Source organism: Phaeobacter sp. CC-HEC084, from assembly GCF_059429255.1.
Map to the genome: position 1 here is coordinate 1,153,427 of NZ_JCAIJQ010000002.1, position 25,952 is coordinate 1,179,378.

The 25,952-nt window shown below is 61.9% G+C and carries 25 protein-coding genes; 7 read left to right on the plus strand and 18 right to left on the minus strand.

Annotation, left to right across the window (positions count from 1 at the left end):
• Window positions 1-5 precede the first annotated feature (5 nt).
• From AC5SSZ_RS05965 to AC5SSZ_RS06000, 8 genes are all read right to left on the minus strand, one after another.
• Complete coding sequence (locus AC5SSZ_RS05965) at window positions 6-710, minus strand: HAD family hydrolase (RefSeq protein WP_495437587.1); 705 nt, start codon at window positions 708-710, stop codon at window positions 6-8.
• The gene (gene rpe, locus AC5SSZ_RS05970) at window positions 700-1,383 is read right to left on the minus strand and encodes a ribulose-phosphate 3-epimerase (RefSeq protein WP_495437588.1); all 684 of its coding nucleotides are present in this window, start codon (window positions 1,381-1,383) and stop codon (window positions 700-702) included. The genes AC5SSZ_RS05965 and rpe overlap by 11 nt, the downstream gene beginning before the upstream one ends.
• Before the next feature lie 72 nt (window positions 1,384-1,455).
• Window positions 1,456-2,511: a class II fructose-bisphosphate aldolase gene (fba, locus tag AC5SSZ_RS05975; protein ID WP_495437589.1), complete on the minus strand. Its 1,056-nt coding sequence runs from the start codon at window positions 2,509-2,511 to the stop codon at window positions 1,456-1,458.
• Window positions 2,512-2,520: 9 nt separating this feature from the next.
• Window positions 2,521-3,732, minus strand: coding sequence for a phosphoglycerate kinase (locus tag AC5SSZ_RS05980; protein WP_495437590.1), 1,212 nt, complete (start codon window positions 3,730-3,732; stop codon window positions 2,521-2,523).
• Entirely contained in the window at window positions 3,732-4,733 is a 1,002-nt protein-coding gene (gene gap, locus AC5SSZ_RS05985; protein ID WP_495437591.1) for a type I glyceraldehyde-3-phosphate dehydrogenase, read from the minus strand. The genes AC5SSZ_RS05980 and gap overlap by 1 nt, the downstream gene beginning before the upstream one ends.
• Complete coding sequence (gene tkt, locus AC5SSZ_RS05990) at window positions 4,730-6,730, minus strand: transketolase (RefSeq protein ID WP_495437592.1); 2,001 nt, start codon at window positions 6,728-6,730, stop codon at window positions 4,730-4,732. The genes gap and tkt overlap by 4 nt, the downstream gene beginning before the upstream one ends.
• 11 nt (window positions 6,731-6,741) lie before the next feature.
• Window positions 6,742-7,614 (minus strand): phosphoribulokinase, encoded by an 873-nt coding sequence (locus AC5SSZ_RS05995; protein ID WP_495437593.1) that lies wholly within the window; start codon window positions 7,612-7,614, stop codon window positions 6,742-6,744.
• 24 nt (window positions 7,615-7,638) lie between these two features.
• Window positions 7,639-8,640: a class 1 fructose-bisphosphatase gene (locus AC5SSZ_RS06000; RefSeq protein ID WP_495437594.1), complete on the minus strand. Its 1,002-nt coding sequence runs from the start codon at window positions 8,638-8,640 to the stop codon at window positions 7,639-7,641.
• A gap of 90 nt (window positions 8,641-8,730) precedes the next feature.
• On the opposite strand from AC5SSZ_RS06000, the gene AC5SSZ_RS06005 reads away from it, so the two are divergent.
• Window positions 8,731-9,666, plus strand: a complete 936-nt coding sequence (locus AC5SSZ_RS06005) for a LysR substrate-binding domain-containing protein (protein ID WP_495437595.1) — start codon at window positions 8,731-8,733, stop codon at window positions 9,664-9,666.
• A 17-nt stretch (window positions 9,667-9,683) separates the two neighbouring features.
• On the opposite strand, the gene AC5SSZ_RS06010 is transcribed toward AC5SSZ_RS06005, so the two are convergent.
• From AC5SSZ_RS06010 to AC5SSZ_RS06025, 4 genes are all read right to left on the minus strand, one after another.
• Window positions 9,684-11,999 carry a nitric oxide reductase activation protein NorD gene (locus AC5SSZ_RS06010; protein WP_495437596.1) on the minus strand — a complete coding sequence of 772 codons (2,316 nt, stop codon included), beginning with the start codon at window positions 11,997-11,999 and terminating at the stop codon, window positions 9,684-9,686.
• Complete coding sequence (locus tag AC5SSZ_RS06015; RefSeq protein WP_495437597.1) at window positions 11,965-12,768, minus strand: CbbQ/NirQ/NorQ/GpvN family protein; 804 nt, start codon at window positions 12,766-12,768, stop codon at window positions 11,965-11,967. Before AC5SSZ_RS06015 ends, AC5SSZ_RS06010 begins: the two co-directional genes overlap by 35 nt.
• A gap of 74 nt (window positions 12,769-12,842) precedes the next feature.
• Entirely contained in the window at window positions 12,843-13,199 is a 357-nt protein-coding gene (locus tag AC5SSZ_RS06020; protein ID WP_495437598.1) for a ribulose bisphosphate carboxylase small subunit, read from the minus strand.
• 39 nt (window positions 13,200-13,238) lie between these two features.
• On the minus strand, window positions 13,239-14,672 hold the full coding sequence (locus AC5SSZ_RS06025; protein ID WP_274829180.1) for a form I ribulose bisphosphate carboxylase large subunit: 1,434 nt from the start codon (window positions 14,670-14,672) through the stop codon (window positions 13,239-13,241).
• A gap of 123 nt (window positions 14,673-14,795) precedes the next feature.
• On the opposite strand from AC5SSZ_RS06025, the gene AC5SSZ_RS06030 reads away from it, so the two are divergent.
• The 4 genes from AC5SSZ_RS06030 to tig all read left to right on the plus strand — a co-directional run bounded on the left by AC5SSZ_RS06030 (window position 14,796) and on the right by tig (window position 19,553).
• Entirely contained in the window at window positions 14,796-15,716 is a 921-nt protein-coding gene (locus AC5SSZ_RS06030; protein ID WP_274834308.1) for a LysR family transcriptional regulator, read from the plus strand.
• 97 nt (window positions 15,717-15,813) lie between these two features.
• Window positions 15,814-16,368, plus strand: a complete 555-nt coding sequence (locus AC5SSZ_RS06035; protein ID WP_495437599.1) for a hypothetical protein — start codon at window positions 15,814-15,816, stop codon at window positions 16,366-16,368.
• Between the two features lie 515 nt (window positions 16,369-16,883).
• Window positions 16,884-18,002 (plus strand): porin, encoded by a 1,119-nt coding sequence (locus tag AC5SSZ_RS06040; protein WP_274834305.1) that lies wholly within the window; start codon window positions 16,884-16,886, stop codon window positions 18,000-18,002.
• 219 nt (window positions 18,003-18,221) lie between these two features.
• The gene (gene tig, locus AC5SSZ_RS06045) at window positions 18,222-19,553 is read left to right on the plus strand and encodes a trigger factor (protein ID WP_495437600.1); all 1,332 of its coding nucleotides are present in this window, start codon (window positions 18,222-18,224) and stop codon (window positions 19,551-19,553) included.
• 100 nt (window positions 19,554-19,653) lie between these two features.
• On the opposite strand, the gene AC5SSZ_RS06050 is transcribed toward tig, so the two are convergent.
• The 5 genes from AC5SSZ_RS06050 to rpsF all read right to left on the minus strand — a co-directional run bounded on the left by AC5SSZ_RS06050 (window position 19,654) and on the right by rpsF (window position 22,550).
• Complete coding sequence (locus AC5SSZ_RS06050; protein ID WP_065270426.1) at window positions 19,654-20,118, minus strand: lytic transglycosylase domain-containing protein; 465 nt, start codon at window positions 20,116-20,118, stop codon at window positions 19,654-19,656.
• Window positions 20,119-20,796: 678 nt separating this feature from the next.
• The gene (locus AC5SSZ_RS06055; protein WP_495437601.1) at window positions 20,797-21,159 is read right to left on the minus strand and encodes a hypothetical protein; all 363 of its coding nucleotides are present in this window, start codon (window positions 21,157-21,159) and stop codon (window positions 20,797-20,799) included.
• 146 nt (window positions 21,160-21,305) lie between these two features.
• Complete coding sequence (gene rplI / locus AC5SSZ_RS06060; RefSeq protein WP_065270424.1) at window positions 21,306-21,929, minus strand: 50S ribosomal protein L9; 624 nt, start codon at window positions 21,927-21,929, stop codon at window positions 21,306-21,308.
• Between the two features lie 11 nt (window positions 21,930-21,940).
• Window positions 21,941-22,168 (minus strand): 30S ribosomal protein S18, encoded by a 228-nt coding sequence (rpsR, locus tag AC5SSZ_RS06065; protein ID WP_005982441.1) that lies wholly within the window; start codon window positions 22,166-22,168, stop codon window positions 21,941-21,943.
• Between the two features lie 28 nt (window positions 22,169-22,196).
• Complete coding sequence (gene rpsF, locus AC5SSZ_RS06070) at window positions 22,197-22,550, minus strand: 30S ribosomal protein S6 (protein WP_065270423.1); 354 nt, start codon at window positions 22,548-22,550, stop codon at window positions 22,197-22,199.
• 321 nt (window positions 22,551-22,871) lie between these two features.
• On the opposite strand from rpsF, the gene AC5SSZ_RS06075 reads away from it, so the two are divergent.
• Both AC5SSZ_RS06075 and AC5SSZ_RS06080 read left to right on the plus strand, forming a co-directional pair.
• On the plus strand, window positions 22,872-23,399 hold the full coding sequence (locus AC5SSZ_RS06075) for a hypothetical protein (protein ID WP_495437602.1): 528 nt from the start codon (window positions 22,872-22,874) through the stop codon (window positions 23,397-23,399).
• A 193-nt stretch (window positions 23,400-23,592) separates the two neighbouring features.
• Entirely contained in the window at window positions 23,593-24,168 is a 576-nt protein-coding gene (locus AC5SSZ_RS06080) for a YceI family protein (RefSeq protein ID WP_274839125.1), read from the plus strand.
• A 377-nt stretch (window positions 24,169-24,545) separates the two neighbouring features.
• On the opposite strand, the gene AC5SSZ_RS06085 is transcribed toward AC5SSZ_RS06080, so the two are convergent.
• A complete protein-coding gene (locus AC5SSZ_RS06085) occupies window positions 24,546-25,802 on the minus strand; it encodes a cytochrome b/b6 domain-containing protein (RefSeq protein ID WP_495437603.1) in 1,257 nt (418 codons plus the stop codon).
• Window positions 25,803-25,952: the final 150 nt, after the last annotated feature.

Below are 25,952 nucleotides of genomic sequence, written 5' to 3' on the forward strand. Positions count from 1 at the left end.
TTTTGTCAGACGGTTCGCGGCGTGGGCAGAAGGGGTGCGAGCGCCTCAATGCCGCCGAGGTGGGTAACATCCCTAACCACGCGAGCGGCGCCGGTGAAATCATCGCCGCCTGTGTAGATCGATGGGGTGACGACACAGGTCAGCCCGGCGGCGCCTGCGCTGCGCAATCCGTTGCTGCTGTCCTCGAAGGCGAGCGCGTTTTCCGGGGCGATGTCCAGACGTTTCAAGGCCAGGTCATAGACATCCGGCGCAGGTTTCTTGGTCGCGACCTCGTCTCCGCAGGCAATGACCGCGAAAACACGATCCGCAGAGGTGCCAAAACAGACGGCGCAAAGCGCGTCCACATTGGCGCGGCTGGTGGTGGTGGCTATGGCCGTGGTCAGCCCTGCCTCCTTGGCCGCTGTGATCAGCGCGGCAATGCCGGGGCGCAGGTCTAACCCGCCGTCGCCCATCAGGCGCACATAGCGCTCCGTCTTGGCCCTGTGCAATGCGGCAATGTCGATAGCGTCGGGCGCAAGGCTCAGGTTACGCATGTGGTGGGCTATGCGTTCCTTGCCGCCGGTGGTCTGGAGCAGGCGGCGGTAGTCGTCTTGGCTCCAGTGCCAGTCGAGGCCTTCTTTGGCGAATGTCTCGTTGAAGGCGCGCCGGTGCAGCTCCTCGGTTTCGGCCAAGGTGCCATCCACGTCGAAGATCAACGCCTCAAGCGGCATTGGCCGCTTCGCGGATGGCGCGGATGTTGGTGCCGTAAACGCCCGGGTTGTCGACCGTGCCGCCCTTGAAGACGGCGGATCCCGCCACCAGCACATCGGCGCCCGCGGCGCGCACCTTGGGCGCGGTGGTGGGATCAACGCCGCCGTCGATCTCGATATGCACGGGGCGGTCGCCGATCATCTGGCGCAGGGCCGTGATCTTACCCGTCATGTCGATGAACTTCTGCCCGCCAAAACCGGGGTTCACCGTCATCACGCAGATCAGATCGGTGAGGTCCAGAAGATGCGCCACCGCCTCGGCCGGGGTGCCGGGATTGAGGGCAACGCCCGCCTTCATGCCCGACGCGCGAATGGCCTGTAGGGTGCGGTGAATGTGGGGTCCGGCCTCGATATGCGCAGTCAGCACATCGGCGCCCGCATCGGCATAGGCCTCGATGTAAGGGTCCACCGGTGCGATCATCAGGTGCACGTCCATCACCGTCTTCACATGCGGGCGGAAGGCTTTGACCGCCATCGGGCCAAAGGTGAGGTTGGGGACGAAGTGACCATCCATTACATCCACATGCACCCAGTCGGCGCCTTCGGCCTCGATGGCCCGGATTTCCTGCCCGAAGTTGGCGAAATCGGCAGAGAGGATGGAGGGCGCGATCTTCACGCTGCGGTCAAAGGACATCGGGGGCCTCGTCATATCGGGGAGGGGGCAGGGGGCGCGAACGCCCCCCGGATTCGCTTTGCGCGGGAGAGATCAGACCGCCAGCGCACCGCTGCCGTAGCGTTTTGCCATCTCATCTTGGTCTAGCGGCGAGATCTTTGCCGCATTGCCGGCGGTGCCGAAGCGTTCAAACCGGTCAAGGCAGAGTTTTTCCATCTCTTCCATCGCGGGGATGGTGAACTTGCGCGGGTCGAACTCGGTCGGTTTTTCCTGTGCCACCTTGCGGAACTGGCCGGTGATGGCCATGCGGTTATCCGTGTCGATATTGACCTTGCGCACGCCCGACTTGATGCCGCGCTCGATCTCTTCGACCGGCACGCCATAGGTTTGGGGCATCTCGCCGCCGTATTCGTTGATCAGGTCTTGCAGGTACTGCGGTACCGAGGACGATCCGTGCATCACCAGATGGACATTGGGGATCTTGGCGTGGATCGCCTCGATCTGGCTGATCGCCAGGATATCGCCGGTGGGCTTGCGGCTGAACTTATAGGCGCCGTGGCTGGTGCCGCAGGCGATGGCAAGCGCATCGACCTGTGTCTTGGCAACAAAGTCCTTGGCCTGATCGGGATCGGTCAGAAGCTGTTCCTGGCTGAGTTTGCCCACCGCGCCCGATCCGTCCTCTTCGCCCGCCTCACCGGTTTCCAGCGAGCCAAGCACGCCCAGCTCGCCCTCGACAGAGGCACCGACCCAATGGGCCATGCGGGAGACACGCTCGGTGATGTCGACGTTGTATTCGTAGGATGCCGGTGTCTTCATGTCCGCCTCAAGCGAGCCATCCATCATCACGCTGGTAAAGCCGTGGCGGATGGCCGACAGGCAGGTCTGTTCGTTGTTGCCGTGGTCCTGATGCATGCAGATCGGGATATGGGGGTACATTTCCACCAGCGCCTGGATCATGTGGCGCAGCATGATGTCGCCCGCATAAGAGCGCGCGCCTCGGCTGGCCTGCAGGATCACCGGGCTGTCGCATTTCGCGGCGGCCTTCAGGATCGCAAGGCCCTGCTCCATGTTGTTGATGTTGAAGGCGGGCACGCCATAGCCGTGTTCGGCGGCATGGTCGAGCAGTTGACGAAGAGTGATAAGTGCCATGAAAACCTCTTAGGCCGCTTCTGCCGCGCCTTGCAGCGCCGCAATGCCGGGGAGCGTCTTACCCTCCAGCCATTCCAGGAAAGCCCCCCCGGCGGAGGAGACATATGTGAAATCGCCAGATACACCGGCCATGTTCAGGGCCGCAACCGTATCCCCGCCACCTGCGACAGAAACAGCCAGCCCTTGCCGGGTCAGATCGGCGGCGGTCTGTGCCAGGTGCCGGGTCGCAAGGTCAAAGGGAGAGAGTTCAAACGCCCCCAAGGGCCCGTTCCACAGGATCGTCTTACAGGAGGTGAGCACCGACTGAAACCGTTTCAGCGCACGCGGTCCCGCATCGAGGATCATCGCGTTCTCGGGGCATGCATCTGCCGGGGTGATGTCATGGGCTGCACCGGCGGCAAAATCATAGGCGGCCACCACATCCTCGGGCAGATGCAGGGTGCAGCCTGCCTTTTGCGCCAGCGTGCGGATTTCGCGTACCGTGTCGATCTGATCGGCCTCGTGCAGCGAGCGGCCCATGGGCGCGCCATCGGCGTAAAGAAACGTGTTCGCCATGCCGCCGCCGATGATGATGTGATCGACCTTCTGGACCAGGTTCTTCAGCACCGCGATTTTGCTGGAGACCTTAGCACCGCCCACCACCGCCACAGCCGGGCGCTTGGGGCATTCCAGCGCCGCCGACAGGGCCTCGATCTCTTCGATCATCAGCGGGCCTGCGACGGCGGGCAGCAGGTGCGCCAAGGCTTCGGTCGAGGCATGGGCACGATGCGCACAGGAGAAAGCATCGTTCATGTAGATATCGCCAAGCTTGGCCAGCTGCGCGGCAAAGGCAAGATCATTGGCGGTTTCCCCGGCATGCAGGCGCAGGTTCTCGCAGAGCATGACCGTGCCATCCGTCAGACCCCGGCTGCGGGCGACTGGCTCTTCTCCGATTAGGTGCAGGCAGAAGCGGACCGGGCGGCCCAGCGCCTGTGCCAGGGCTGGGATCAGCGGTTCGACGGAATGCGGCCCGGCCTCGGCGCCCGGCTCGGGGCGGCCAAAGTGGGTCAAGATCACCAGCCGCGCCCCTGCGGCCAGAAGCGGTTTCATCCCGTCGGCAAAGCGGCGGATGCGGGTGTCATCGCTGACGGCTGCCTCCTCATTCATCGGCACGTTGAGGTCGGCGCGCACAAGGATGCGGCGGCCCTTGACCGAGGATGTGTCAATCTGCGGCAGGTCCATCACTGAAGTCTCCCCATGGCATTGGCCGTATCCGCCATGCGGCAGGAAAAGCCCCATTCGTTGTCATACCAGGCCATCACCCGCACCAGACGCGCGCCCAGAACCTTGGTCTGGTCGGCGGCGAAATTGCAGGAATGGCTGTCGTGGTTGTAATCGATCGAGACCTTCGGCTCGGTCTCGTAGCTGATGATCTGCTGCATGTTTCCTGCTGCGGCTTCGGCCATGATGGCGTTCACCTCGTCCTCGGTCACATCGCGACCCGCCATGAAAGTGAGATCGACGGCAGACACATTCGGGGTGGGCACCCGAATGGCGGATCCATCCAGACGGCCCGAGAGTTCCGGCAGAACCTCCCCAATGGCCTTGGCCGCACCTGTGGAGGTGGGGATCATCGACATCGAGGCCGCACGGGCGCGATAGAGATCCTTGTGGCGCCGATCCAGGGTGGGTTGATCGCCTGTGTAGGAATGCACCGTGGTGACGATGCCGCTGTCGATGCCGATGGCGTCATTCAGAACCTTGGCCAGCGGTGCAAGGCAGTTGGTGGTGCAAGAGCCGTTGGAAACCACCAACTCATCGCTGCGCAAATCGCGGTGATTGACGCCGTAAACCACGGTGCGGTCGGCGTTCTTGGCAGGGGCCGATATCAGTACCTTGCGCGCGCCCTGTTTCAGGTGGACCGAGGATTGCTCCTTGGAATTGAACACACCCGAACACTCCAGCACCACGTCCACGCCGTCCCAGTCGAGTTCCTCGGGATTGTAGGTGGAGAAGACCTTGATCGGGCCACGGCCCAGATCCAGCATGTCGTCATTGACCGCAACCGGATGTGGAAATCGCCCGTGCACGCTGTCATAGCGCAGAAGATGCGCGTTGGTCTCGATCGGGCCGGTGGCGTTGATTTTCACCACCTCGATGTCGTTGCGACCGCTTTCGATGATATGGGCCAGGGTGCAGCGTCCGATGCGTCCAAAGCCGTTGATGGCGACTTTCGTGGTCATGCCTTCGTCCTTTTCTCGATGTGGCGGCGGGCCGCGGCGGCGACGGCCCCGGCGGTAATGTTGAAGTGGCGGTAAAGCTCCTCGGCGGGGGCGGAGGCGCCAAAGCCGCGCATCCCGACAAAGCCGTCGCTGCGTTCCAGGAACAGCTCCCAGCCCTGGCGAATGGCAGCCTCGACACCGATACGGGGGGCGCTGCCGCGCACGGCCGCGCGGTAGTCCGGGGATTGGGCCGCGAAAGCCTCGAAACAGGGGGCAGAGACCACGGCGGCCCGGATTCCGTCCGCCTCCAGCAGGTCGGCGGCTTCCATGGCGATTTCCACTTCCGATCCGGTGGCAATCAGGGTCACGTCCCGCGCGCCGCCGCCGCGCAGCACATAGGCGCCGCGCGCCGTCAGGTTCTCGGCGCTGTGGTTGCGGCGCAGGGTGGGCAGGCCTTGGCGCGACAGGCACAGGACCGTGGGGGTGGTGTCCGAAGTGGCCGCCATTTCCCAGGCCTCGGCGGTTTCCACCGCATCGGCGGGGCGGATCACGTTCATGTTGGGCATCGCGCGCAGCGAGGCGATGGTTTCCACCGGCTGATGCGTGGGGCCATCCTCGCCAAGGCCGATGGAATCATGGGTCATCACGTATGTGACGGGCACCCCCATCAGGGCCGAGAGCCGCATGGCGGGGCGGCAGTAATCGGCAAAGGCGAGGAAAGTACCGCCATAGGTTCTGAACCCGCCGTGCAGGGCGATGCCGTTCATCGCGGCGGCCATGGCGTGTTCGCGGATGCCGTAATGGATGTAATCGCCGCTGAAATCTTGTGCCGTCACCGGGCGCATGGCGCTGCTGCGGGTGTTGTTCGATCCCGTGAGGTCCGCCGAGCCGCCCACGCTGTTGGGCAGGGTGGCATTGACCACCTCCAGCGCCATTTCGGAGGCCTTGCGGGTCGCGACCTTTTGCGCATCGGCGCTGAGGCGGGCCTTATAGGCGGTGATCGCGGCGTGTAGCGCCTCTGCGTTCGGCGGGGCCATGGCCTCGTCGAACTCCGCGGCCTTTGGTGCGTTTTCCTTGCGTGCCTGCCAGTCTTTCCTGGCCTTGGCGCCGCGTTTTGCCACGTCCTCCCAAGCGTTGCGCACACCATCGGGGATAACAAACGGCGCATGGGGCCAGTCAAGGGCGTCACGGGTGGCTGCGATCTCTTCCGCGCCCAGGGGGGCGCCGTGTACCTTGTGGCTGCCACCCATATTGGGTGCGCCTTTGCCAATTACCGTCCGGCAGGCGATCATCGACGGGCGGTCATCGGCGCGGGCGGCAGCAATCGCGGCGGCGATCGCCTCGGGTGCGTGGCCATCCACGGCCTGCACGTGCCAGCCTGCCGCCTCGAACCGCTGTTTCTGGTTCATGGAGGTCGACAAATCCGTGGGCCCGTCGATGGTGATCCGGTTGTCGTCCCAAAAGACGATCAGCCGCGACAGGCCAAGGTGCCCGGCCAGATCGATGGCCTCGTGGCTGATCCCCTCCATCAGGCAGCCATCCCCGGCCATCACATAGGTGTAGTGATCGACCAGATCGTCACCGAACCGGGCCTGCATCATGCGTTCGGCCAGCGCCATGCCGACGGCGGTCGAGATCCCCTGGCCCAGGGGGCCGGTCGTGGTCTCGATCCCTGCGGCATGGCCGTATTCGGGATGTCCCGCCGTGCGCGCGCCCATCTGGCGGAAGTTGCGCAGCTGATCGGCGTCCATATCCGTGTAGCCGAGCAAGTGATGGATCGCATAAACCAGCATGGAGCCATGTCCCGCACTCATCACGAAACGGTCGCGGTCGGGCCAGTCGGGGCAGGACGGGTCGATCCTGATGAAGCGGTTGAACAGCACCGTTGCCACATCCGCCAGACCCATCGGCGCACCGGGATGACCGGAGTTTGCAGCCTGTACCGCATCCATGGTCAGAGCGCGGATGGCATTGGCCATCAGGGTTTCATCGGCTTTCACCGGGGTTTGAACATTCATGAGAGGTCTCCTCAGGCACGTTTGGCTTCGCGGACCAGGCGGATCACCATCGGCGTAAAGATCAGCTGCATCGCCAGATCCATTTTGCCGCCGGGGATCACCAGGCTGTTGGCGCGGGTCATCCAGCTGCCCTCGATCATCGACATCAGATAGGGGAAATCGATACCGCGCGGGTTCTTGAACCGGATTACCACCAGGCTTTCGTCCGGGGTGGGGATCCAGCGCGCGACAAAGGGGTTGGAGGTATCCACCACCGGCACGCGCTGGAAATTGATGTCGGTTTCGGAGAATTGCGGGCAGATGCAATGCACATAGGCCTGCATCCGGCGCAGGATGGTCTCGGTCACCGCCTCGGTGGAATAACCGCGGGATTCGCGGTCGCGGTGGATCTTCTGGATCCATTCGAGATTGATCACCGGCACTACTCCGATCTTGAGATCAGCCAGCGCGGCGAGGTTCACATCGTCGTTCACCACCGATCCGTGCAGCCCTTCGTAGAACAGGAGGTCGGAATCATCGGGGAAGGGCGCCCAGGCGGTGAATTCCCCCGGGGGGACGCCGGTCCGCTTGGCTTCCTCGGCGTCGTGCACATAGGTGCGGGTGCGCCCCTTGCCGGTCTGGCTGTATTCGCGAAAGACCCGTTCCAGCTCTCCGAGCTCATTGGCGCCATAGGAGAAATGCGAGAACGTGTGATCGCCGTCGGCCTGTCTGCGTTCCAGCTCGGCCCGCATATCGGCGCGGTTGTAGCGATGAAAGGCGTCGCCTTCGATCGAAACGGAGGTAATGCCTTCGCGGCGGAAGATCTGGTCGAAGGTCTTTTTCACGGTCGAGGTGCCCGCGCCGGAAGACCCCGTGACACTGATGATCGGGTGTTTGGTGCTCATGTCGATGTCCTGAAGGTGTGAGGATCAGGCGCGGAACAGTCCGCGCAAGCCAAAGAGAGCGGATGTCTCCTCGTCCGGCAGATCGTGGTAGGTGGCGACTCGCGCCACCTTGTTGGACGAGCCGAAGACAAAGGGGGTGCGCCTGTGCAGGGTCTCGGGGACCGCATCCAGGATCGGGTCCTGCCCGTCGGTGGCCCGTCCGCCTGCCTGTTCGATCAAAAAGGCGATGGGCGCGCATTCGTAGACATAGCGCAGCCGCCCCTGGCCATAGCCCTGCCGCCCATCAGCGGGGTACAGAAAGATACCGCCACGGGTCAGGATACGGTGGGTCTCGGCCACTAGGGAGGCGATCCAGCGCATGTTGGAATCGGCGCCGCTCGGCCCTTCGGTCCCTGCCACGCGATCATCGATGTAGGCGCGGATCGGTTTGCTCCAGTGCCGGTAGTTCGAGGTATTGATGGCGTATTCCTTAGAATCCGGCGCGATCTCGGCGACCTGTCCCAGCAGACGGAATATACCGCTCTGCGGATCCAGCACGTATTTCAGCACCCCGTCGCCCAGGGTAACGATCAGCGCGCATTGCGGCCCGAAGATCGCATAGCCCGAGGCGAGAAGATCCCGGCCGGGTCGCAGAAACGACGCCTCGGGCGTGTCCGCAGCCGGATAGATGCCAAAGATGGTTCCGATGGACACATTTGTGTCGATGTTGGAGGAGCCATCCAGCGGATCGATGGCCACGGCAAACCGGCCCTTGGGGTTCATGGTGACGACAGTGTCCTGCTCTTCCGAGGCATAGTGACGGACATCGCCTTCGCGCAGGGCGGCCATGAAGGCCTCATCGGCGATCACATCCAGCGCTTTTTGCGCATCGCCATCGGTGTTGGTGCCCGCCGCTCCGGCAAGGTTTTCGTCGATGCCGCCGCGCGCAATGCGCTGGGCAAGCTCGGCAGCAACACCGGCCAGCCGGTCCAGTTCCGCAACAAGCGCAGGCTCGGCCCCCTGGGGCACCTGATCAAGAGTTTTCATGTGGTTGTCCTCCCTGACGCGACAAAGCTTGCAAAAATTGAACTTTTAAGGAATTTAAAAAATAGAAAGATCGATTAGAGGATTTCGAATTTGCGGTTCGACGCCATCACTCTCAAACAATTGCGCGCGCTTCTGGCGGTGGCGGACACCGGCTCCCTGACCATGGCGGCTGATATTCTGCATCAGACGCCGCCGACAATTCACAGCCAAATCAAGAACCTGGAAGGTGCGATTGGAGAGGCATTACTACAGAAGGCTAGCGATGGTTCGGGGTTTCAGCCGACTCTGGCGGGGCAGGAGATGCTGGCCGCCGCACAGCGGATCGAAGCGAATTTGTCGCATGCAGAGCGGCAGATTACCGCTCTGACCCAAGGGCGGCGCGGCCATGTGGTGCTCGGGACGGTATCTACGGCGAAGTATTTCGTGCCCCGTCTGGTGCGGCTGTTGCAGGACCGAATCCCGGATGTGGAAATCTCGCTGCGGGTGGCCAACCGGTCTGAGGTGATGCAGGCGCTGAACCGGGGGGACTATGACCTGGCAATCATGGGGCGGCCACCGCGCGGGGTGATCCATCGGGCGATCCCGCTGGGGCCGCACCCGCATGGCATCGTGCTGCCGCCGGATCATCCACTGGCGCAGGAAGACGGATATGATCCGGACCGGCTGCTGCAGGAAACCTTCCTCAGCCGCGAGGAAGGGTCAGGCACCCGGATCCTGATGGAGCGGTTCATTGAACGGCTGGCGGAGGGGCATAGTCCCAACAAGGTGGTGATGCCCTCGAACGAGACGATCAAGCAGGCGGTTCTGGCAGGGCTGGGAATTGCGTTCCTGTCGCTGCACACCGTGCATGACGAGGTCACATCGGGGCGGCTGGCGCTCTTGCGCGGGCGGGATCTGCCGGTGATGCGGCATTGGTATCTGATCACCGGCGCCGCAGAGGCAGATCACGTGTCTCCGGCGACGGAAATGTGCGCGCAGGAAATCGACGCCTTGTCAGGTGTTTACCTGCCAAAGTTCGACTTGTAGCGTTCGGTGCCGTGATCTCAGTGGGTCAGCGCCGCATAAAGCTGCGGCAGGCGTTCCGGCAGGCGTTCGACCCGGTCCAGGATCATCGCGCCACGGGGGCCAAAGATCCGCTGGACATAGGCATCGGCGCCGGGATCCAGAGTCAGGCAGAAGGGGGTGATGCCGCTTTGCGTGGCTTCCTCAACCGCGCGGCGGGTGTCGGCGCGCAGGTATTGCGGATCGCGCACGTCGATATCTGCGGGCGCGCCATCGGTCAGAACCAACATAAGCTTGCGCGTGGCCTTCACCCGCTTCATTTGCGCCGTCGCGTGGCGGATCGCCGTGCCCATGCGGGTCGAGAGCCGCCCTTCGGCGCCCATCAGGCGGGCGGTGGCCAGATCCTCCCACGGCTGGTCGAAATCCTTGAACCGTTCATAGTAGACCTGCGCGCGCCCGTCCGAGCAAAAGCCATGGATGGCAAAGGCATCGCCGACCCGGTTGATCGCCTCTGACAACAGCACGCAGGCCGATTTGGTCAGATCCATCACGGTGGAGCCATCGCCCACGGGGTCATTCGTCGATTCCGACAGATCCAGCAGCACCATCACGGCCGTGTCGCGCGTTTTGTGCACCTGGCGCATCATCACACGCGGGTCGGGCTGGCGGCCCAAGCGTATGTCGATGGCGGCAGTGATGGCGGCGCCGATGTCGATCACATCGCCATCCTCCAGCTTGCGGATGCGCTGCATGCCTTGCGGGCGCATGGCGTCCAGCCGGTGCTTCAGCCGTTCCATCACTGGGCGATGTTCGGCAAGGATCGCCTCGGCCCCGGTTGGGTCGCCCAGACGCGGGCGCCGTTCCAGCACCGTGGCCCAGGCGGGGCGCATCATCTGGATGGTGTGGTCGAATTCATCATACATCACTGGCGGTGCCAGCGGTTCGCGGCCTTCTTTCTCGTTGAAGCTTTGACCGTCGTCGTCAAAAAACTCCGCCGATTGCACCCAGATCTCCTGCGCGTCATCACCTGCGGTTTCGACCTCCACCTCGTTCACCATTTCGCTGACCGAGACGTATTTGCGCACCTGCTGGGGCGAGGCGAATTCCGTGTCGAACTCCAGCTCCTCGAACTCCCACAAGAGCCGGTTGTCGCAGCGATAGGGGCAGGAGGGATGATCGGTATAGGCGGAATAGGGTTGGCCGCGTAGGCGTTCGGCAAGGCGTAGGCCCAGATCGCGGGCAGCCTCCGCATCTGCCAAGTCAAACAGCGCGAATTCGCCCCGAACCCAGGACGCAAGATCGCTTTCGGGCGCCTGATCCGGCAACAGCAGGGCGCGGGAAATGCGGTCGAATTCTCCGGCGATGCCGGGGGCGGTGGCCTGATGAAACGGCGCCCAAAGATCGCGCAGCCGGGGCAGGCGGGCGATGGCAAGGGCCTCTGCGCGGGCATCTTCGATCAGGCCGATCATGGCCGATTGCAAGGCGTTCAGCCCCTCGCCCTGAATGGGTTTTCTGAGGCAGGCCAGATGCGCGGCCAGATGGGCAGCCTGCGCACGATAAAGATCCAGCGCGGCCTGATCCTGCCAGTCATCCAGCGCATCGGGTAGATGCAGGCTGTAGGTCTCATAATAGGGGCGCAGGCCCGTGCGATCCTCGAAATCGCCCGCGGTGGGCGTCAGCATGAAATCCCGCCCCCACAGGGCGCGCAGGTACATCATCAGCCGCCGCTGCACATCGACCAGCAGGGTGCCCTTGCGCTCACGCTGAATGACGGCGCGGCTTTCCTCGGTCTGAAGCGAGAAATAGGCGAGCAGTTCCTTGAAGTTGGTGCGATGCGCCTCCACCCCCCAGTCGGCCCAGCGGCGCAAGCCCCCTAGGGTCAGAACCTCCAGCAGTTCGGACAGGTGATCCAGCATGGGGCGCACGGCGCGGGGCGCGCGGGCCAGAAGATGCTCCAGAAACCGCAAGTAAGCCATGAAGAGGGTGGTATCGCCGAGCCGCATCGCGGCCTGCGGAGATGTCTCCAGCAGCCGGGCAATCACCGCGCCCGAGGTGCGCGAGGCAAAGCCAAGGAGCAGAGGTAGCAGATCGCCAAGGACATCCTCGCCGAGGTCACGGGCAAGGGCGGGCGCGGCCTCGATCCAGGCCACGACCGGATCCGCACCCCGGCCCAGTTGCATCAGCGCGTCACAGCCGCGCAGCCATGTATCGAGCGCCCGCGGCGACAGTTTGCGCCGGGCATCGGGCAGGGCGGTTAGCAGCACTTCAGCGACCTCACCCGGCAGGCTGTTCAGCAGCTCTGCACGGTCTTCGGGCAGGGCCTCAGAACCAGGTTGCGACAGCGGCATCGAGAGCATCGCACATATCCGGATCATCGGTGATGGAGTTGACCAGCGCCATCGAACAGGCGGAGCGCGGCGCGATCCCGCCCTTGATCAACCGGCCGGCGTGGATCAGCATCCGGGTGGACACCCCTTCGTCCAGCCCGTGCCCCTTGAGATTGCGGGAGCGCGCGCCGATCTCGACCAGCTTGCCGGCGGTCTCACTGTCGATGCCTGCCTCATGGGCCAGGATCTCGGCCTCGGTCTCGCCTTCGGGCCAGGTGAAGTTCATCGCCGCAAAGCGTTGTTTTGTCGACTGTTTCAGGTCCTTCATCAGGGACTGGTAGCCGGGGTTGTAGCTGATCACGATCAGGAAGTCGGGGTGCGCCTGCAAGAGCTCCCCTTTCTTTTCCAGGGGCAGAACACGGCGGTCATCGGTCAGCGGGTGAATGGCGACGGTGGTGTCCTGGCGGGCCTCCACCACCTCATCGAGGTAACAGATCGCGCCGTGGCGGGCGGCAAAGGTCAGCGGGCCGTCCTGCCAGCGGGTGCCGTCGGCATCCAAGAGATAGCGCCCCACCAGATCCGAGGCGGTCATATCCTCATTGCAGGCCACGGTGACCAGCGGGCGGCCCAGCCTCCAGGCCATATGTTCCACGAACCGCGTCTTGCCGCAGCCGGTCGGCCCTTTCAGCATCACCGGGATACGGGCATCCCAGGCGGTGGTGAACAGCTCCACCTCGTCGCCGGTCTGCCGCCAGAACGGCGCATCGGTGACGCGGAAGTCGTCAAGCATGTCTTTCATGGCGGGATCCTCCTGCTAGCCGGGCTTTGGGATGTGCTGCCCGGCACGAGGGAGCGCCGGGCAGCAAAGGGGCATCAGACCATCTCACCGCGGTAGACAACCATGTTGGCGCCCTGGCTTTGGGTGAAATTGTCATATCCCAGAAGGCGCACGTGGTGCTTGGGGTTGGCGGCGTGGCATTCGTCCAGCTCGGCCAGGATCGCGTCCACGTCGGTTTCACCGAACATCGGCAGCTTCCACATGTACCAGTAATAATCGGTGGCGTTGCTGGGTTCGGTGTGTTCGATCGCCGGGTTCCAGCCGTTGGAGACGATCCATTCCACCTGTTTGCGGATCTGATCCTTGGTCATTTCCGGCAGGTAAGAGAAGGTCTCCATCTTGCGCGAGGCGGGATCCGACAGGCGGGAGGGGTAGTCCTGAATGGTGCTCATTGGTCTTGGTCCTTTTGTTATGTGTTCGAGGGGGCGCGATCAGCGGTGCTGCACGTCCAGCTTGTCGACGGTGTCGAACTCGAACTTGATTTCCTTCCAGGTCTCCATCGCGGATTTCAGCTCGGGCGAATGTTTGGCCGCCGCCATCAGGATGTCCTTGCCTTCCTTCTCCAGCTCGCGGCCTTCGTTGCGGGCCTGAACGCAGGCCTCCAGCGCCACGCGGTTGGCCGCAGCACCTGCCGCATTGCCCCAGGGGTGGCCCAGGGTGCCGCCGCCGAATTGCAGGACGCTATCATTGCCGAAGATCGAGACCAGCGCGGGCATGTGCCAGACGTGGATCCCACCCGAAGCCACCGGGAAGACGCCGGGCATACTGCCCCAGTCCTGATCGAAGAAGACGCCCATCTCGCGGTCTTCCTTGACGAACTTGTCACGCATCAGGTTGATCCAGCCCAAGGTCGCGTTGCGGTCGCCTTCGAGCTTACCCACGACTGTGCCCGAATGCAGGTGATCCCCGCCCAGAAGGCGCAGAAGCTTGGTCAGAACGCGGAAGTTGATGCCGTGGTTGGGGTTGCGGTCGATCACCGCATGCATGGCGCGGTGGACGTGCAGCAGCATGCCATTGTCGCGGCACCATTTCGACAGGGAGTTATGGGCGGCCCAGCCGACGGTCAGATAGTCGGACATGATGATGGGCGTGCCGATTTCCTTGGCAAATTCGGCGCGCTGGAACATCTCTTCCACCGTGGGGGCGGTGACGTTCATGTAGTGGCCCTTGCGCTCACCGGTTTCGGCCTGCGCCTTGTCGATGGCCTCCTGGCAGAACAGGAAGCGGTCGCGCCAGCGCATGAAGGGCTGGGAGTTGACGTTCTCATCGTCCTTGGAGAAATCGAGCCCGCCACGCAGCACCTCATAGACGGCGCGGCCATAGTTCTTGGCCGACAGACCCAGTTTTGGCTTGATGGTGCAGCCCAGGAGCGGACGACCGTATTTGTCCATCTTGTCGCGCTCGACCTGAATGCCGTGCGGCGGGCCAAAGCAGGTTTTCACGAACCAGATGGGGAAGCGCACGTCCTCAAGCCGCAAGGAGCGCACGGCCTTGAAACCAAAGACATTGCCGACGATGGAGGTGAAGACGTTGACGACCGAACCTTCCTCGAACAGATCTGCCGGATAGGCGATGAAGGCATAAAAGGCTTCGTCCTGTCCCGGCACGTCCTCGATCCGGTAGGCGCGGCCTTTGTAGTGGTCGAGATCTGTCAGAAGGTCGGTCCAGACCGTGGTCCAGGTGCCGGTCGAGCTTTCGGCGGCCACGGCTGCGGCTGCCTCTTCGCGCGGCACGCCATCCTGCGGGATCACCTTGAAGACGGCCAGGACATCGGTGTCCTTGGGCGTGTATGCGGGTTCCCAATAGGTGGACCGGTAGTCCTTGACGCCGGCATCGTATTTCTTGGCTGGGGCTTGCATGTTCATGGGTTTGTTTCCTCCTCCTGGTCGCCAACGGGGGCGGGCCACTTCATTGGGATCAGAAGGCCACAAAGGGTAAATATAGTGAAATGAATAGTTTTTAGTTTCAGAATAACGTATTCTGTATATATGCGGTATTCCCTTCGGCAATTGCAGATATTTCAAGAGGTTGCGCAGCACCTCTCTTACACTCGCGCTGCCGAGGCGCTGCATCTGACGCAGCCGGCCGTCTTTGCACAGGTGCGTCAACTGGAAGAACAGACCGGTCACAAGCTGATCGAGCGGATGGGCAAGACCCTGTTCCTGACCGAGGCGGGAGAGGTGGTGTTGTTGTCGGCGCAGCGCATGCTGGGCGAGGCCGAGGATCTGGATATGCGCCTGGCGGAGTTGCGCGGTATGGCGCGGGGACGGTTGCGGCTGGCGGTGGTGTCGACTGCGAAGTACGACATCCCCGCCCGCATCGGGGCCTATAACAGCGACTATCCCGGGATCGAGGTTGCCCTGACCGTCTGCAATCGCGAGGAAATCCTGGCCCGTTTCGCCCAAAATGCCGATGACCTCTATATTCTGGGCACGCCGCCGCAGAACATGGCTGCCGAAGTGGAACGCTTTGCCGAAAACCCGCTGATCGTCATTGCGCCGCCGGATCATCCTCTGGCCACCCGGCAGGGGCTAAGTGTGGCGGACCTGTCCGTTTATCCATTCCTGACCCGGGAAAGCGGATCAGGCACCCGGCTGGCGGCCGAGCGCTGTTTCGAAGAGGCAGGGAAAGCCCCCGCCGTGCGGTTGGAGTTGGGCGCCAATGAGGCCGTCAAACAAGGGGTGATTGCAGGCCTCGGTTGGTCTGTGCTCAGCCGGGCTACCGTCGCGCTGGAGCTGCGCCACGGCTATCTGACGGAGCTTGACGTGAAGTCCTTTCCGATCATGCGTCATTGGTACGTGGCTTGGCCAAAGGGAAAGCAGCCCACGATGGCGGCCGAGGCGTTTCTGCAGCAGCTGAGGGAGGGACCTGGGGCGGCTGGCGTGGGTTCCTCTGTGGCGGGACAATAATTTTCTTGGAAAACCGCCGATTATACCCGCGCGCTTTAGGGGGTTTTCACCATATCGGCTGAGTGTGCGGTTCATTGAATAGCAGAAGGTTTTCAATATGAGCTACGCACAGATTTCAACGATTGCCACCCATGCACCGGCGAGCACAAGGTCTGTCAATGCCCCGGCGGGGCAATGGGGGGCCAAAGAGGCGAAAACAGAAGATTTTGCCAGCCATGTTGCACCGCAGTCGCCTGACGCAGAGGCGATTGATGCAATCTTTGCTAACTACGACCTGAGCGAAATCTCCCCGCAAGAAATTGACCAGATGGCCGATGAATTGGTGGCGGCAGGTTTTGACGACATGAAGTTTATTATGATGCTGACGACCAAGGGCGCGGCCTTCCAGGCCCATCTACAAGAGGACTTCGCGCAGTCCGGATATGAGGTTTCCCGTGGAAACAGCAACGTAAAGATGGACCTGATTGAGGTGACCCGCGACCAGCTGAAGATGTCCAAGGCCTTTGGCCAGCCGACCCATGCTCTGGAAAGCTTTCTTGACGACATAGAGGATATCGCTGCGGAGCAGGCGGCACCGCCACGCGCGCCGATCGCTCTGGTCCGGGGGGGCGATCTCGGCACGCTTGTGTTGTCGCAGGCCGACCGGATCTAGCGCTGGACTTAACCGGGCCCGATCGGGTCAGCGGACATGCCGGGGGGCGGGGGCTATGGAAATGGCTTCCGCCCCCTGTTTTATTTGCGGTCATGGTTTTGATGGCTCCGGCCTGGGGGCCTCGTCTCAGGCATCTCCCCTTAGACGGTCTGGCGGGGTGAGGCGGGGCTGAATCGGGCCTTGGAGGAGATTACTTTTTCGTGATATTTTTCAGTGTGATAACGCACAGTTGATGTGTCGCGAGGAGCTCTGCTTTTCCATCAAGGCAGGAATGCGCTGAGCGCATGCGATGTGTGATCTTCCTCACATAAACAGACGCGATATCGGCCTAAAGGTGCCGGGCACTGGGCGCGATTGGCAACATTCCGCGCAGTTCATGCCGTGGGTTTCCAGCCGTCAGTCCATCCGGAATTTCAAGGATGCTGCGGCGAAGACGCCCTTGGTAATCAACGTATGAGGTGCAGCCGCCGGGGATGGGGCTGCCGTGCCGCGTCGAAACGTCAGGAGACATCTTTATGACCACCACACTCACAACCAGAGCCATTGCTGCCACTGTGGCTGCGATGCTTGCCGCTCCTGCATTTGCAGGCCCGACTTATGAAAACAGCACCGGCGGGTCGTTCACCTGGTACGGCCAGTTCGACCCGGCGTTCCAGTACTACGATGATGGCGCTGAAACCTACAGCCGCCTCGTGGACAACTCCGGCTCCAACTCCCGCATCGGCTTCCGCCTGAAGCAGGCCTATGGCGAAAACACGCTGACCTTCGCCTTCGAAACCGCATTTGGTCTGCGCTCGTCCTACAGCGTCAACCAGACGTCCAAGGGCGACAACGTCAGCTGGTCCCGTACCAACCTGCGCCACGTGGACTTCCAATTCGATACCGCGCGTTACGGCCGTTTCTCAGCTGGTCAGGGCTCGATGGCGTCTGACGGCATTGCGTTCGCCGATGCTTCCGGCACCGGTCTGGCTGCTGGCACAGCGGTTGCCGACCCGGCTGGCGGATATGCGTTCCGCACCGCAGGTGGTGCTCTGAGCACTGTGTCCGTCGGCGACGCCTTCAAGGACTATGACGGCAGCCGTCTTGGCCGTGTGCGCTATGACTCCGTGAACTTCAACGGTTTCACCTTCTCGGCGTCCTACGGTACCGACATCCTGAAAACCAACAACGACCGCGAAACCTATGATGTCGCTGTGCGCTACAGCAACGACGAGCTGGGTGATTTCGGGTTCGACGCAGCTCTGGGCGCAGCCTGGACCGAGGAAACCGGCAAGGCAGACATCCGTGACGTCGCGGGCTCCTTCGGCGTCGAGCACAAGCCGACCGGCCTGTCGCTGACCGTTGCTGCAGGCGAGCGTGACATCGCGGGCAGCTATGCCTACGCCAAACTGGGCTACAGCGCGAACCTGATTTCGGCTGGTTCCACCTCCGTCTCCGTCGACTACTACGATGGTTCGGACATGGTTACTTCGGGCGATTCTGCTGAATCCTGGGGCATCGCAGCCGTTCAGAAAGTAGACAAGTACAACGTCGAAGCCTATCTGGCCTACCGCGATTACTCCTATGCGGACACTTCCGCGACCAACTACCAGGACAGCAACGTGATCCTGGCGGGTGCGCGCTGGAAATTCTAAGTCCCGGGTATCCGGACTGCCAAAAGACGAGAACACGCCCTGCGGGGCGTGTTTTTCATTTCGGGGTCGGTTTCACCCAACGAAACCCTCATAAACCTGCCCAATGTCGCACCGAAGCGGGCAATGCCTCTTGCACCGGAGGCCCCAGACACATAGAAGGCCTCAAATTGTCTGGGGGCGGAGCCTGCGCGCGCGCCCCGAATCTCTATGAGGTATAGGATGCAGGTCACCGAGACGCTGAACGAAGGTCTGAAACGCGGCTACGCCATCACTGTCACAGCCGCCGAGCTGGACGAGAAGGTCAACGAGAAGCTGGCAGAAGCGCAGCCCGAAGTGGAGCTGAAAGGCTTCCGCAAGGGCAAGGTGCCGATGGCCCTGCTGCGCAAGCAGTTTGGTCAGCGTATGCTGGGCGAAGTGATGCAGGAAGCCGTCGATGGCGCCATGAACAAGCACTTCGAAGACAGCGGTGATCGTCCGGCGATGCAGCCCGAAGTCAAGATGACCAACGAAGACTGGAAAGAAGGCGACGACGTCAACGTCGAGATGTCCTACGAGGCACTGCCTGAGATTCCCGAAGTCGACCTCTCCGTCATCTCGGTTGAGAAAATGGTTGTCAAAGCCGAAGACGAAGCCGTCGAGGAAGCTCTGCAGAACCTGGCCGACACCGCCAAGGATTTCGAAGCCCGCGAAGAGGGTGCTGCGTCGGAAGATGGCGATCAGGTTGTGATCAATTTCGTCGGCAAGGTTGACGGCGAAGCCTTCGAAGGCGGTTCCGCCGAAGATTACCCGCTGGCACTCGGCTCCAACTCCTTCATTCCCGGCTTCGAAGAGCAGCTGGTCGGCGTGAAGGCCGGTGAGGAAAAAGACGTCACCGTCACCTTCCCCGAAGACTACCAGGCCGATCACCTGGCGGGTAAGGAAGCCGTGTTCTCCTGCACCATCAAAGAGGTCAAGGCGCCGAAGGCCGCCGAAATCGACGATGAACTGGCGAAGAAATTCGGTGCCGAAGATCTGGAAGGCCTGAAAGCCCAAATCCGTGAGCGTCTGGAAGCGGAATACGCTGGTGCAGCCCGCGCCGTGATGAAGCGCGCGACCCTGGACAAGCTGGACGAGCTGGTCTCCTTTGACCTGCCGCCGTCGCTGGTCGAGGCCGAAGCACAGCAGATCGCGCACCAGCTGTGGCACGAGGACAACCCGGACGTCCACGACCACAACCACGGTGAGATCGAAGCGACCGAAGAGCACACCAAACTGGCCGAACGCCGCGTGCGCCTTGGCCTGCTGCTGGCCGAGCTGGGCCAGAAGGCAGAGGTCGAAGTGACCGACGCGGAAATGACCCAGGCGATCATGGCGCAGGCGCGTCAGTACCCGGGTCAGGAGCGCCAGTTCTTTGAATTCATTCAGCAGAACGCTCAGATGCAGCAGCAGCTGCGTGCGCCGATCTTCGAGGACAAGGTCATCGACCACGTCTTTGATCAGGCGACCGTGACCGAGAAAGAAGTCTCGAAAGACGATCTGCAGAAAGCTGTTGAAGAGCTGGACGAGGAGTAATCCTCTCCCTCCAGTAGTTGTTGAAAGGGCCGCCCGTCAGGGGCGGCCCTTTTTCATTCTGATACAGGGAATGCGGGCCACATGGACACCACAAGCCGGTTCAGGTCCTCAGGCCGGTTTCCTTCAGCATGCCGCGGCGCTTGGCTTCGTAGTAGTAGCCACGCGAGTAATGTTTGACTGCGGTGTCCTCGCTACCATCGGCAAGCAGCCAGGCGCCGCGCAGGTATTTCACCGAGAATTCAAGGTTGGTGTCTGCGTCCAACAGGTCCTGTGGCTTGCCTTTGAAGCCCATCGAACGCGCGGTGGCGGGCAGAATCTGCAACAGGCCGTAGTAGGGCCGGTTGACGGCTGTTGGGCGATGGGTGCTCTCCCGTACCGCCAGCCGGTGCACCAGAGAGCGTGGCACCTCGTAATGGTCGGACCAGTAATTAATCTTCTTGCGCAGGTCCGGGGTTTCATTGGGAAACAGTGGCGGCTCGTTGCGGCTGACGGCCTGAGGGGCAGCGCCGCAGCCCGCGGCAAGCAGCGGCAAGGCCAGCAGAGAGAAGACATGACGTCGGTGCATCGGGGAACTCCGGGCAACAGGAACAGAATGGATCCGTGAAGGGCGCTCCGTCTGGGGAGACGATGGGCACCGGTGGATCCGTCACGGCAGACTAGTCATGCTTGAGAATGGCCACAATCGGGGGGAAGCGCAGCGCTGTTTCATCGGCAAATCTTCACCGATCCATGAGGGGGGCAGCGCCGCTGAAAGGGGTGTGAGCGCCCGTTTCAGGCGCGCAAAAGTCCCGTTATGGAGCCATTGGCACGTACAGTCGGCAGCTTTGGCGGGCCTCCGCCGATATCCGGAAAAGTGCAAACAATTCTAATTTATAAGGCTTTGTTAATTTTCGCTGGAAACGCCAAAATACCCATGCGCATTGAGGCAAAAATAATACCTCAGGAAGGGTGCCCTGCTTTCGCCTGTAGCGGTGCCCGTAAACGAGCAGTAAAAAGGGGCCGCGGCCGTTTCCCACTTTCCGCGGTCCCAATAAGCTGAGCGGTCCATAATAACAGCGCAAATGAGTTTCGCATCATTGGCTGAAGCACCGGCTGAATCAAAGCCAAACCCGCCAGAGCAGACGCCGCCCGAGAACTGAAAGGGCGTGCAAGGCCCCCGCGCAGCGCAGCAGGCGCGCTTGCCGGGGGCGGGACCCAGCTGGTTCCCGCCGACCTCATCAGCCCATGTGGCGGAAATCCGCGATCAGCCGGTCACCGGATGGCCGCGGTTCTGCATGCAGCGGATCACGTAGTCACGCTGGGCCTGTTTGACCTGGATGTCGCCTACGGCGGCACCAGCCATGGCGCCAGCAATCGCGCCAACAAGCGCCTTGTCGCTGTTTTCGGTCGCCCCCACCAAGGCACCGCCTGCACCTCCAAGTGCGGCGCTTGTTCCGATGTGACCTTGTCCGATCTGACGGGCCGAGGCCTGACATTGTGCCAGATCCGCTTGATAGTTCGGGCCCGGAGTTCCGGCCAGCGACAAGGGCGCGTCAACCGATGGCGTGTCGCATCCGGAAAGGGTCGCGGCGCATAGCCCTGCAATCGCGATGGTTCTCAGCATCATCGGGTTTCTCCTTTGTCCAAATGCATCTCTTACCCATTCACTGTAGGCAGGAAGGTCCATCATGGCCAGTGTGCTGTCTGGCAAAGGAAAAGGCCGCGCCCATGTGGGGCACGGCCTTCGTGTTCTCTCGCTGTGATCCGCTGGGATCAGGCGTTGGTCTCTTCGTCGCCGGTCGCGGCCGGAGCGGCTTCGCCTTCGTCCTCATCGTCGGAGGCAGCGGAACCGATGTCGTCGAACAGCTCGGAGATTTCGAATTCAGCAGCGGCTTCCTCTTCGGCGGCCAGCTCCTGGATCGATTTGCCCGAGGCTTGCAGTTCGGCTTCTTCCGGCGAGCGGGCTACGTTCAGCTTGATAGTGACCATGACTTCCGGGTGCAGGTGCACTTCGGCCACGTGCAGACCAAGGGTCTTGATCGGCTCGCGGATGATGACCTGCTTGCGGTCGACCGAGAAGCCTTCCTCGGTGGCAACGTCGGCTGCGTCACGCGGGGTGACCGAGCCGTAGAGGTTGCCGCCATCGGAAGCGGAGCGAATCACGATGAACTGCTGTCCGTCGAACTTTTCACCCAGGGCTTCGGCTTCTTTCTTGGTCTCCAGGTTGCGCGCTTCCAGCTGCGCTTTCTGGGCTTCGAAGGAGGCGATGTTGGCTTCGGAAGCAACTTTGGCCTTGCTCTGCGGCAGCAGGTAGTTACGGGCGTAACCGGGTTTGACGTCTACGACGTCGCCCATCTGACCCAGCTTGGCCACACGTTCAAGAAGGATAACTTGCATGTCAGGTCTCCTTACTTCACGGCGTAGGGCAGCAGGGCGAGAAAGCGGGCGCGCTTGATGGCGCGGGCCAGTTCACGCTGCTTCTTCGCCGAAACGGCGGTGATACGGGAGGGAACGATTTTGCCGCGCTCAGAGATGTAGCGCTGCAGAAGACGGGTGTCTTTGTAATCGATCTTCGGCGCATTGTCGCCCGAGAAGGGGCACACTTTGCGGCGGCGGAAAAACGGTTTGGCTGCCATGGTTTAGCGTCCTTTTCTCAAGCGTTGATCAGCGGCGTTCACGGCGACCTTCACGGTCGTCACGCTTCTGCATCTGGACCGAGGGGCCTTCGTCGTGTTCGTCGACCTTAATGGTCAGAACACGCATGACGTCGTCATGCAGGCGCATCAGGCGTTCCATTTCCTGGATCGCCGCAGACGGTGCGTCGGTCTTCAGGAACGCATAGTGGCCTTTACGGTTCTTGTTGATCTTGTAGGCCATCGTCTTGACGCCCCAGTACTCCTGGTCGACCAGCTTACCGCCGTTGTCGGACAGAACAGCACCGAAGTGTTCGATGAGGCCTTCAGCTTGCGAGTTGGACAGGTCCTGACGCGCAATCATTACATGCTCATAGAGGGGCATGCGAACTCCTGTTTGTGTCTAGGCGCATTTCATAGACGGGGCGATGTAGCCTTCCGCGGCCCTGTCACGAGAGTCTGCGCGGATCGAATGTCGTGCGGAAGGAAGCCCCGATATACAGGCTTTGCCGATAAGAGCAAGGGATAAACGCAGCGCTACGCCTGCAATCACTCGGGGCCCGGCCTAAGGACATGCTTAAGGCCACTGTGGCGTGCGGGAAACCCCCTCGGTTTGGTCAAAATACTGCCGCATTCATCGGCTTCAACGTGGTTAATCAAGCATTAACGAGCGTCGGTTTGCCCGGCCAGCTACAGTGAGGACCCCATGCGCCTAGCCCAGATCCCGCACCCCGTCATTCCCGGATCCTTTGCCAAAGCCCCTGGCGCCATGAGGGGCGGGTCGCTTGTGCTGGGGTTCAAAGCGAATTGGCCGATGCGGAGGATGCTGCTGCAGATGCTGGGCGTGGCTTTACTGCTCTGCGCGGCAGGGCTGTGGATGATGAACGCGGAAATGATGCACCCGGGGGATAAAGTGATCCGGGTGGGCGTTTGCGTGGTCTTTTTCTTTCTGGGGATGGTTCTGCTGACCATACGGCCCCTGCGGCCCGGCACAGAAGTGTGTTTCGATCCGGTGCGGCGGGAATTGCGGGTGCTGAGAACCAATAGCCAAGGCGCGGTCCGGACTATTCTGCGCCGCCGCTACGACAGCCTTGGGGCAGCACGGCTGACCTCGGCCACGGTTCAGTTGTTCGAGGCGGATGGCAGCCTGTTGTTCGAGGTGCCGCTGAGTACTGTGCAGTCCCGCAGCCTGTTGCGCGATCAGCTCAGCGGATCTGTGCCGCTGCTAACCTGAAAACCGCTTGAAAAATAGGCGCAGAATTTTCGCGGTTGCTCGGTAAGGTCTTGCAATCAAACAGACAACTTCCCGGTTCGCGGGTAACTGTTCGGTTAGGAACAGACAATGTGGAAAATTGCCAGTTTCATTTCGTCGCCCGGTGGCACAGGTGTTGGGCATACAAATTTCGTTCCAACGGAGTCCTCTGACTATGAAAAACCTTCTGCTTGCCGCCGCCCTGACCGGCGCCGCCGCCACCGCCGCTGTCGCCGCGCCTGAAAAATACGTGCTGGATTCCAGCCACAGCCAGGTGGTGTTCAACTACAACCACCTCGGCTTTTCGACCACTTGGGGCATGTTCTCGGGGTTTGAAGGCGAGATCATGTTCGACAAGGAAGATCCGGCAGCCTCCAGCGTTTCCGTGTCGATGCCCGTGATGTCGATGCTGACCGGCTGGCAGGCGCGTTTCGATCACTTCATGTCCAATGACTTCTTTGCGGCAACCGAAGATGAAATGGTGACCTTCACCTCCACCGAGATCCACGTGTCCGGCGAGAACACCGCGCACATCACCGGCGATCTGACACTGAACGGTGTGACCAAATCTGTCGTGCTGGATGCCAAGCTGAACCAGTCGGGTGATCACCCGATGGCGGGCAAGCCCTGGGCGGGTTTCAACGCAACCACCACGCTGCTGCGCAGCGACTACGGTCTGGAAAAATTCGCTCCTTACGTCAGCGATGAAGTCCAGGTTCAGATCTCCATCGAAGCGATGAAAGCTGAATAAGCTACTGACTTGATCGTAAGATCCGCCGCCGGTTCCAGTCTGGGACCGGCGGCTTTTTTGTGCGCGCTGGTGTGGTGCGCTCTGGGGGGCTCAATAGGCTCTAGCGATGGCCGGAGGAGACGCGGGCAGGGAGGCATCTCAGCAGGAGCCGTAGGATCCCTGCTGCGTCCCCGTTTATGGCGTGGAGGACAACAGGTACGGGTTTTCATTCCGTTGGCCTCATTGCACCGTGGAAGCTCTACCTGTCGGGGCCGCCCCCATGCGGAGGCTCTGCCGTCCTTTTGTACCCGTATACGATTATCGATGGCCAAAACGAAAACGCGGGCCACTGGTGTGGCCCGCGTAAAGAAGCGCTTTGATCGGGGGAAGCCGCGCCGTCAGTTGCGCGTCGCCTCCAGCTCCACCGAGATCTCCACCGCAAAGGCAAGAGTGCCTTCGTCCTGGGTGCCCTGACCGATATTGAAATCCAGCCGGTTGACGGTGGTCTGTCCGCGCATGCTGGCTTTGTCTCCGTCCAGGGTCAGTTCGAATGGCAAGGTGATGGGCACGCTTTGATCGCGGATGGTGAGCGGTCCAACCGCCTGATAGCCGTCTGCGGTCTTTTCGATCTCACCTTCGAATGTTGCGGTGGGATAGGTCGCCTGATCGAAGTAATCCGGGCCCATCGCCTGGTCCGTGACCGATCCAAGGGTCAGCGAAGCGATCGAGATGGTGACGGAAACATCGCCAGCCGGTCCCGGCGCGGCGGGCTCTTCGAAATTGATGTCGGCGTTCCAGTCGGCGAACTGACCGGTTACGCTGCTGCCCATCTGCACAACCGAGATGGCAAGGGTGCCGCTCTCGACGCGCCAGCCAGAGGTATCTGCGGTCTCGGTTTCCGCATTCGCGGTGGGCTGCGTTCCAGAGGTTTCGTCCTGCGGTGCTGTGGCGGTTTGGTCGTCGTCGAGACCAAGGAACGCACCGGTACCAAGGACCACTGCAAAGACGGCAATGGCGGCAAGGGCAGGAAGGGCGCTGTGGCTTTGCGCCGGGGGCACGGGCATATCACCGGATCCAGGCAGCATACGGCGCAGGGTCGAATCCTTGTCGATCACATGATGCTTCAGCGCACCCGCCACGTGCAGGGCCAGGGCGGCCAGCAGGGTCCAGACCAGAATACCATGTGCCGCGCCAAATAGGCTGGCAACGCTTTCGGATTTGGCGACAAAGGGCAGGGACTGGCCAAAGGGCCAGAGGATCGGTGCGAAGCCCGTTGTCGCGGCGTGGTGGATCCAGCCGGTCAGCGGCACCGCCACCAGAGAGATATAGAGCATCCAGTGCACGATTTCAGCCGCCAGTGCTTCGGGCTTGTTGTCCGGGTGCAGCAGCCCCGGCTTCTCCTGCGTCACCGCCCAGAGAATCCGGGCCAGGGCCACAAAGAACACGGCAACGCCGACCGTCTTGTGCAAGGAAAACAACAGCGTGGCGCGGGAAATGGTTTCCTGCGCGCCGTCAAAGCCGGGGCTTTGGATGGTGTGTGCCAGCTCGTTGGCAAAATAGCCAAGCGGGAAGGCGGCAAGGATCAGCAAGGCTGTCAGCCAGTGAAACGTCTTGGCGACACTGCCATAGCTGGAGAATGAATTGCGGCGGGACACGGGGACAAACCCTCCTTGGGTACGGGATACGACGACAGCCTACCGTGCGGGGGCGCGCATGCAATGCGGGCAGCTGTCAACCGGTGCACATGGGAGGTGCGCTGACGCGGCATCGGGCGCAGATCCCTTGTACGCAGGGTCAGCTGCGTC

What these genes read in the sequence shown, in the direction of transcription:
- AC5SSZ_RS05965 (WP_495437587.1), bottom strand. Translation starts at nt 710, where the DNA reads ATGCCGCTTGAGGCGTTGATCTTCGACGTGGATGGCACCTTGGCCGAA.
- rpe (WP_495437588.1), bottom strand. Translation starts at nt 1,383, where the DNA reads ATGTCCTTTGACCGCAGCGTGAAGATCGCGCCCTCCATCCTCTCTGCC.
- fba (WP_495437589.1), bottom strand. Translation starts at nt 2,511, where the DNA reads ATGGCACTTATCACTCTTCGTCAACTGCTCGACCATGCCGCCGAACAC.
- AC5SSZ_RS05980 (WP_495437590.1), bottom strand. Translation starts at nt 3,732, where the DNA reads ATGGACCTGCCGCAGATTGACACATCCTCGGTCAAGGGCCGCCGCATC.
- gap (WP_495437591.1), bottom strand. Translation starts at nt 4,733, where the DNA reads ATGACCACGAAAGTCGCCATCAACGGCTTTGGACGCATCGGACGCTGC.
- tkt (WP_495437592.1), bottom strand. Translation starts at nt 6,730, where the DNA reads ATGAATGTTCAAACCCCGGTGAAAGCCGATGAAACCCTGATGGCCAAT.
- AC5SSZ_RS05995 (WP_495437593.1), bottom strand. Translation starts at nt 7,614, where the DNA reads ATGAGCACCAAACACCCGATCATCAGTGTCACGGGGTCTTCCGGCGCG.
- AC5SSZ_RS06000 (WP_495437594.1), bottom strand. Translation starts at nt 8,640, where the DNA reads ATGAAAACTCTTGATCAGGTGCCCCAGGGGGCCGAGCCTGCGCTTGTT.
- AC5SSZ_RS06010 (WP_495437596.1), bottom strand. Translation starts at nt 11,999, where the DNA reads ATGCTCTCGATGCCGCTGTCGCAACCTGGTTCTGAGGCCCTGCCCGAA.
- AC5SSZ_RS06015 (WP_495437597.1), bottom strand. Translation starts at nt 12,768, where the DNA reads ATGAAAGACATGCTTGACGACTTCCGCGTCACCGATGCGCCGTTCTGG.
- AC5SSZ_RS06020 (WP_495437598.1), bottom strand. Translation starts at nt 13,199, where the DNA reads ATGAGCACCATTCAGGACTACCCCTCCCGCCTGTCGGATCCCGCCTCG.
- AC5SSZ_RS06025 (WP_274829180.1), bottom strand. Translation starts at nt 14,672, where the DNA reads ATGAACATGCAAGCCCCAGCCAAGAAATACGATGCCGGCGTCAAGGAC.
- AC5SSZ_RS06030 (WP_274834308.1), top strand. Translation starts at nt 14,796, where the DNA reads ATGCGGTATTCCCTTCGGCAATTGCAGATATTTCAAGAGGTTGCGCAG.
- AC5SSZ_RS06035 (WP_495437599.1), top strand. Translation starts at nt 15,814, where the DNA reads ATGAGCTACGCACAGATTTCAACGATTGCCACCCATGCACCGGCGAGC.
- AC5SSZ_RS06040 (WP_274834305.1), top strand. Translation starts at nt 16,884, where the DNA reads ATGACCACCACACTCACAACCAGAGCCATTGCTGCCACTGTGGCTGCG.
- tig (WP_495437600.1), top strand. Translation starts at nt 18,222, where the DNA reads ATGCAGGTCACCGAGACGCTGAACGAAGGTCTGAAACGCGGCTACGCC.
- AC5SSZ_RS06050 (WP_065270426.1), bottom strand. Translation starts at nt 20,118, where the DNA reads ATGCACCGACGTCATGTCTTCTCTCTGCTGGCCTTGCCGCTGCTTGCC.
- AC5SSZ_RS06055 (WP_495437601.1), bottom strand. Translation starts at nt 21,159, where the DNA reads ATGATGCTGAGAACCATCGCGATTGCAGGGCTATGCGCCGCGACCCTT.
- rplI (WP_065270424.1), bottom strand. Translation starts at nt 21,929, where the DNA reads ATGCAAGTTATCCTTCTTGAACGTGTGGCCAAGCTGGGTCAGATGGGC.
- rpsR (WP_005982441.1), bottom strand. Translation starts at nt 22,168, where the DNA reads ATGGCAGCCAAACCGTTTTTCCGCCGCCGCAAAGTGTGCCCCTTCTCG.
- rpsF (WP_065270423.1), bottom strand. Translation starts at nt 22,550, where the DNA reads ATGCCCCTCTATGAGCATGTAATGATTGCGCGTCAGGACCTGTCCAAC.
- AC5SSZ_RS06075 (WP_495437602.1), top strand. Translation starts at nt 22,872, where the DNA reads ATGCGCCTAGCCCAGATCCCGCACCCCGTCATTCCCGGATCCTTTGCC.
- AC5SSZ_RS06080 (WP_274839125.1), top strand. Translation starts at nt 23,593, where the DNA reads ATGAAAAACCTTCTGCTTGCCGCCGCCCTGACCGGCGCCGCCGCCACC.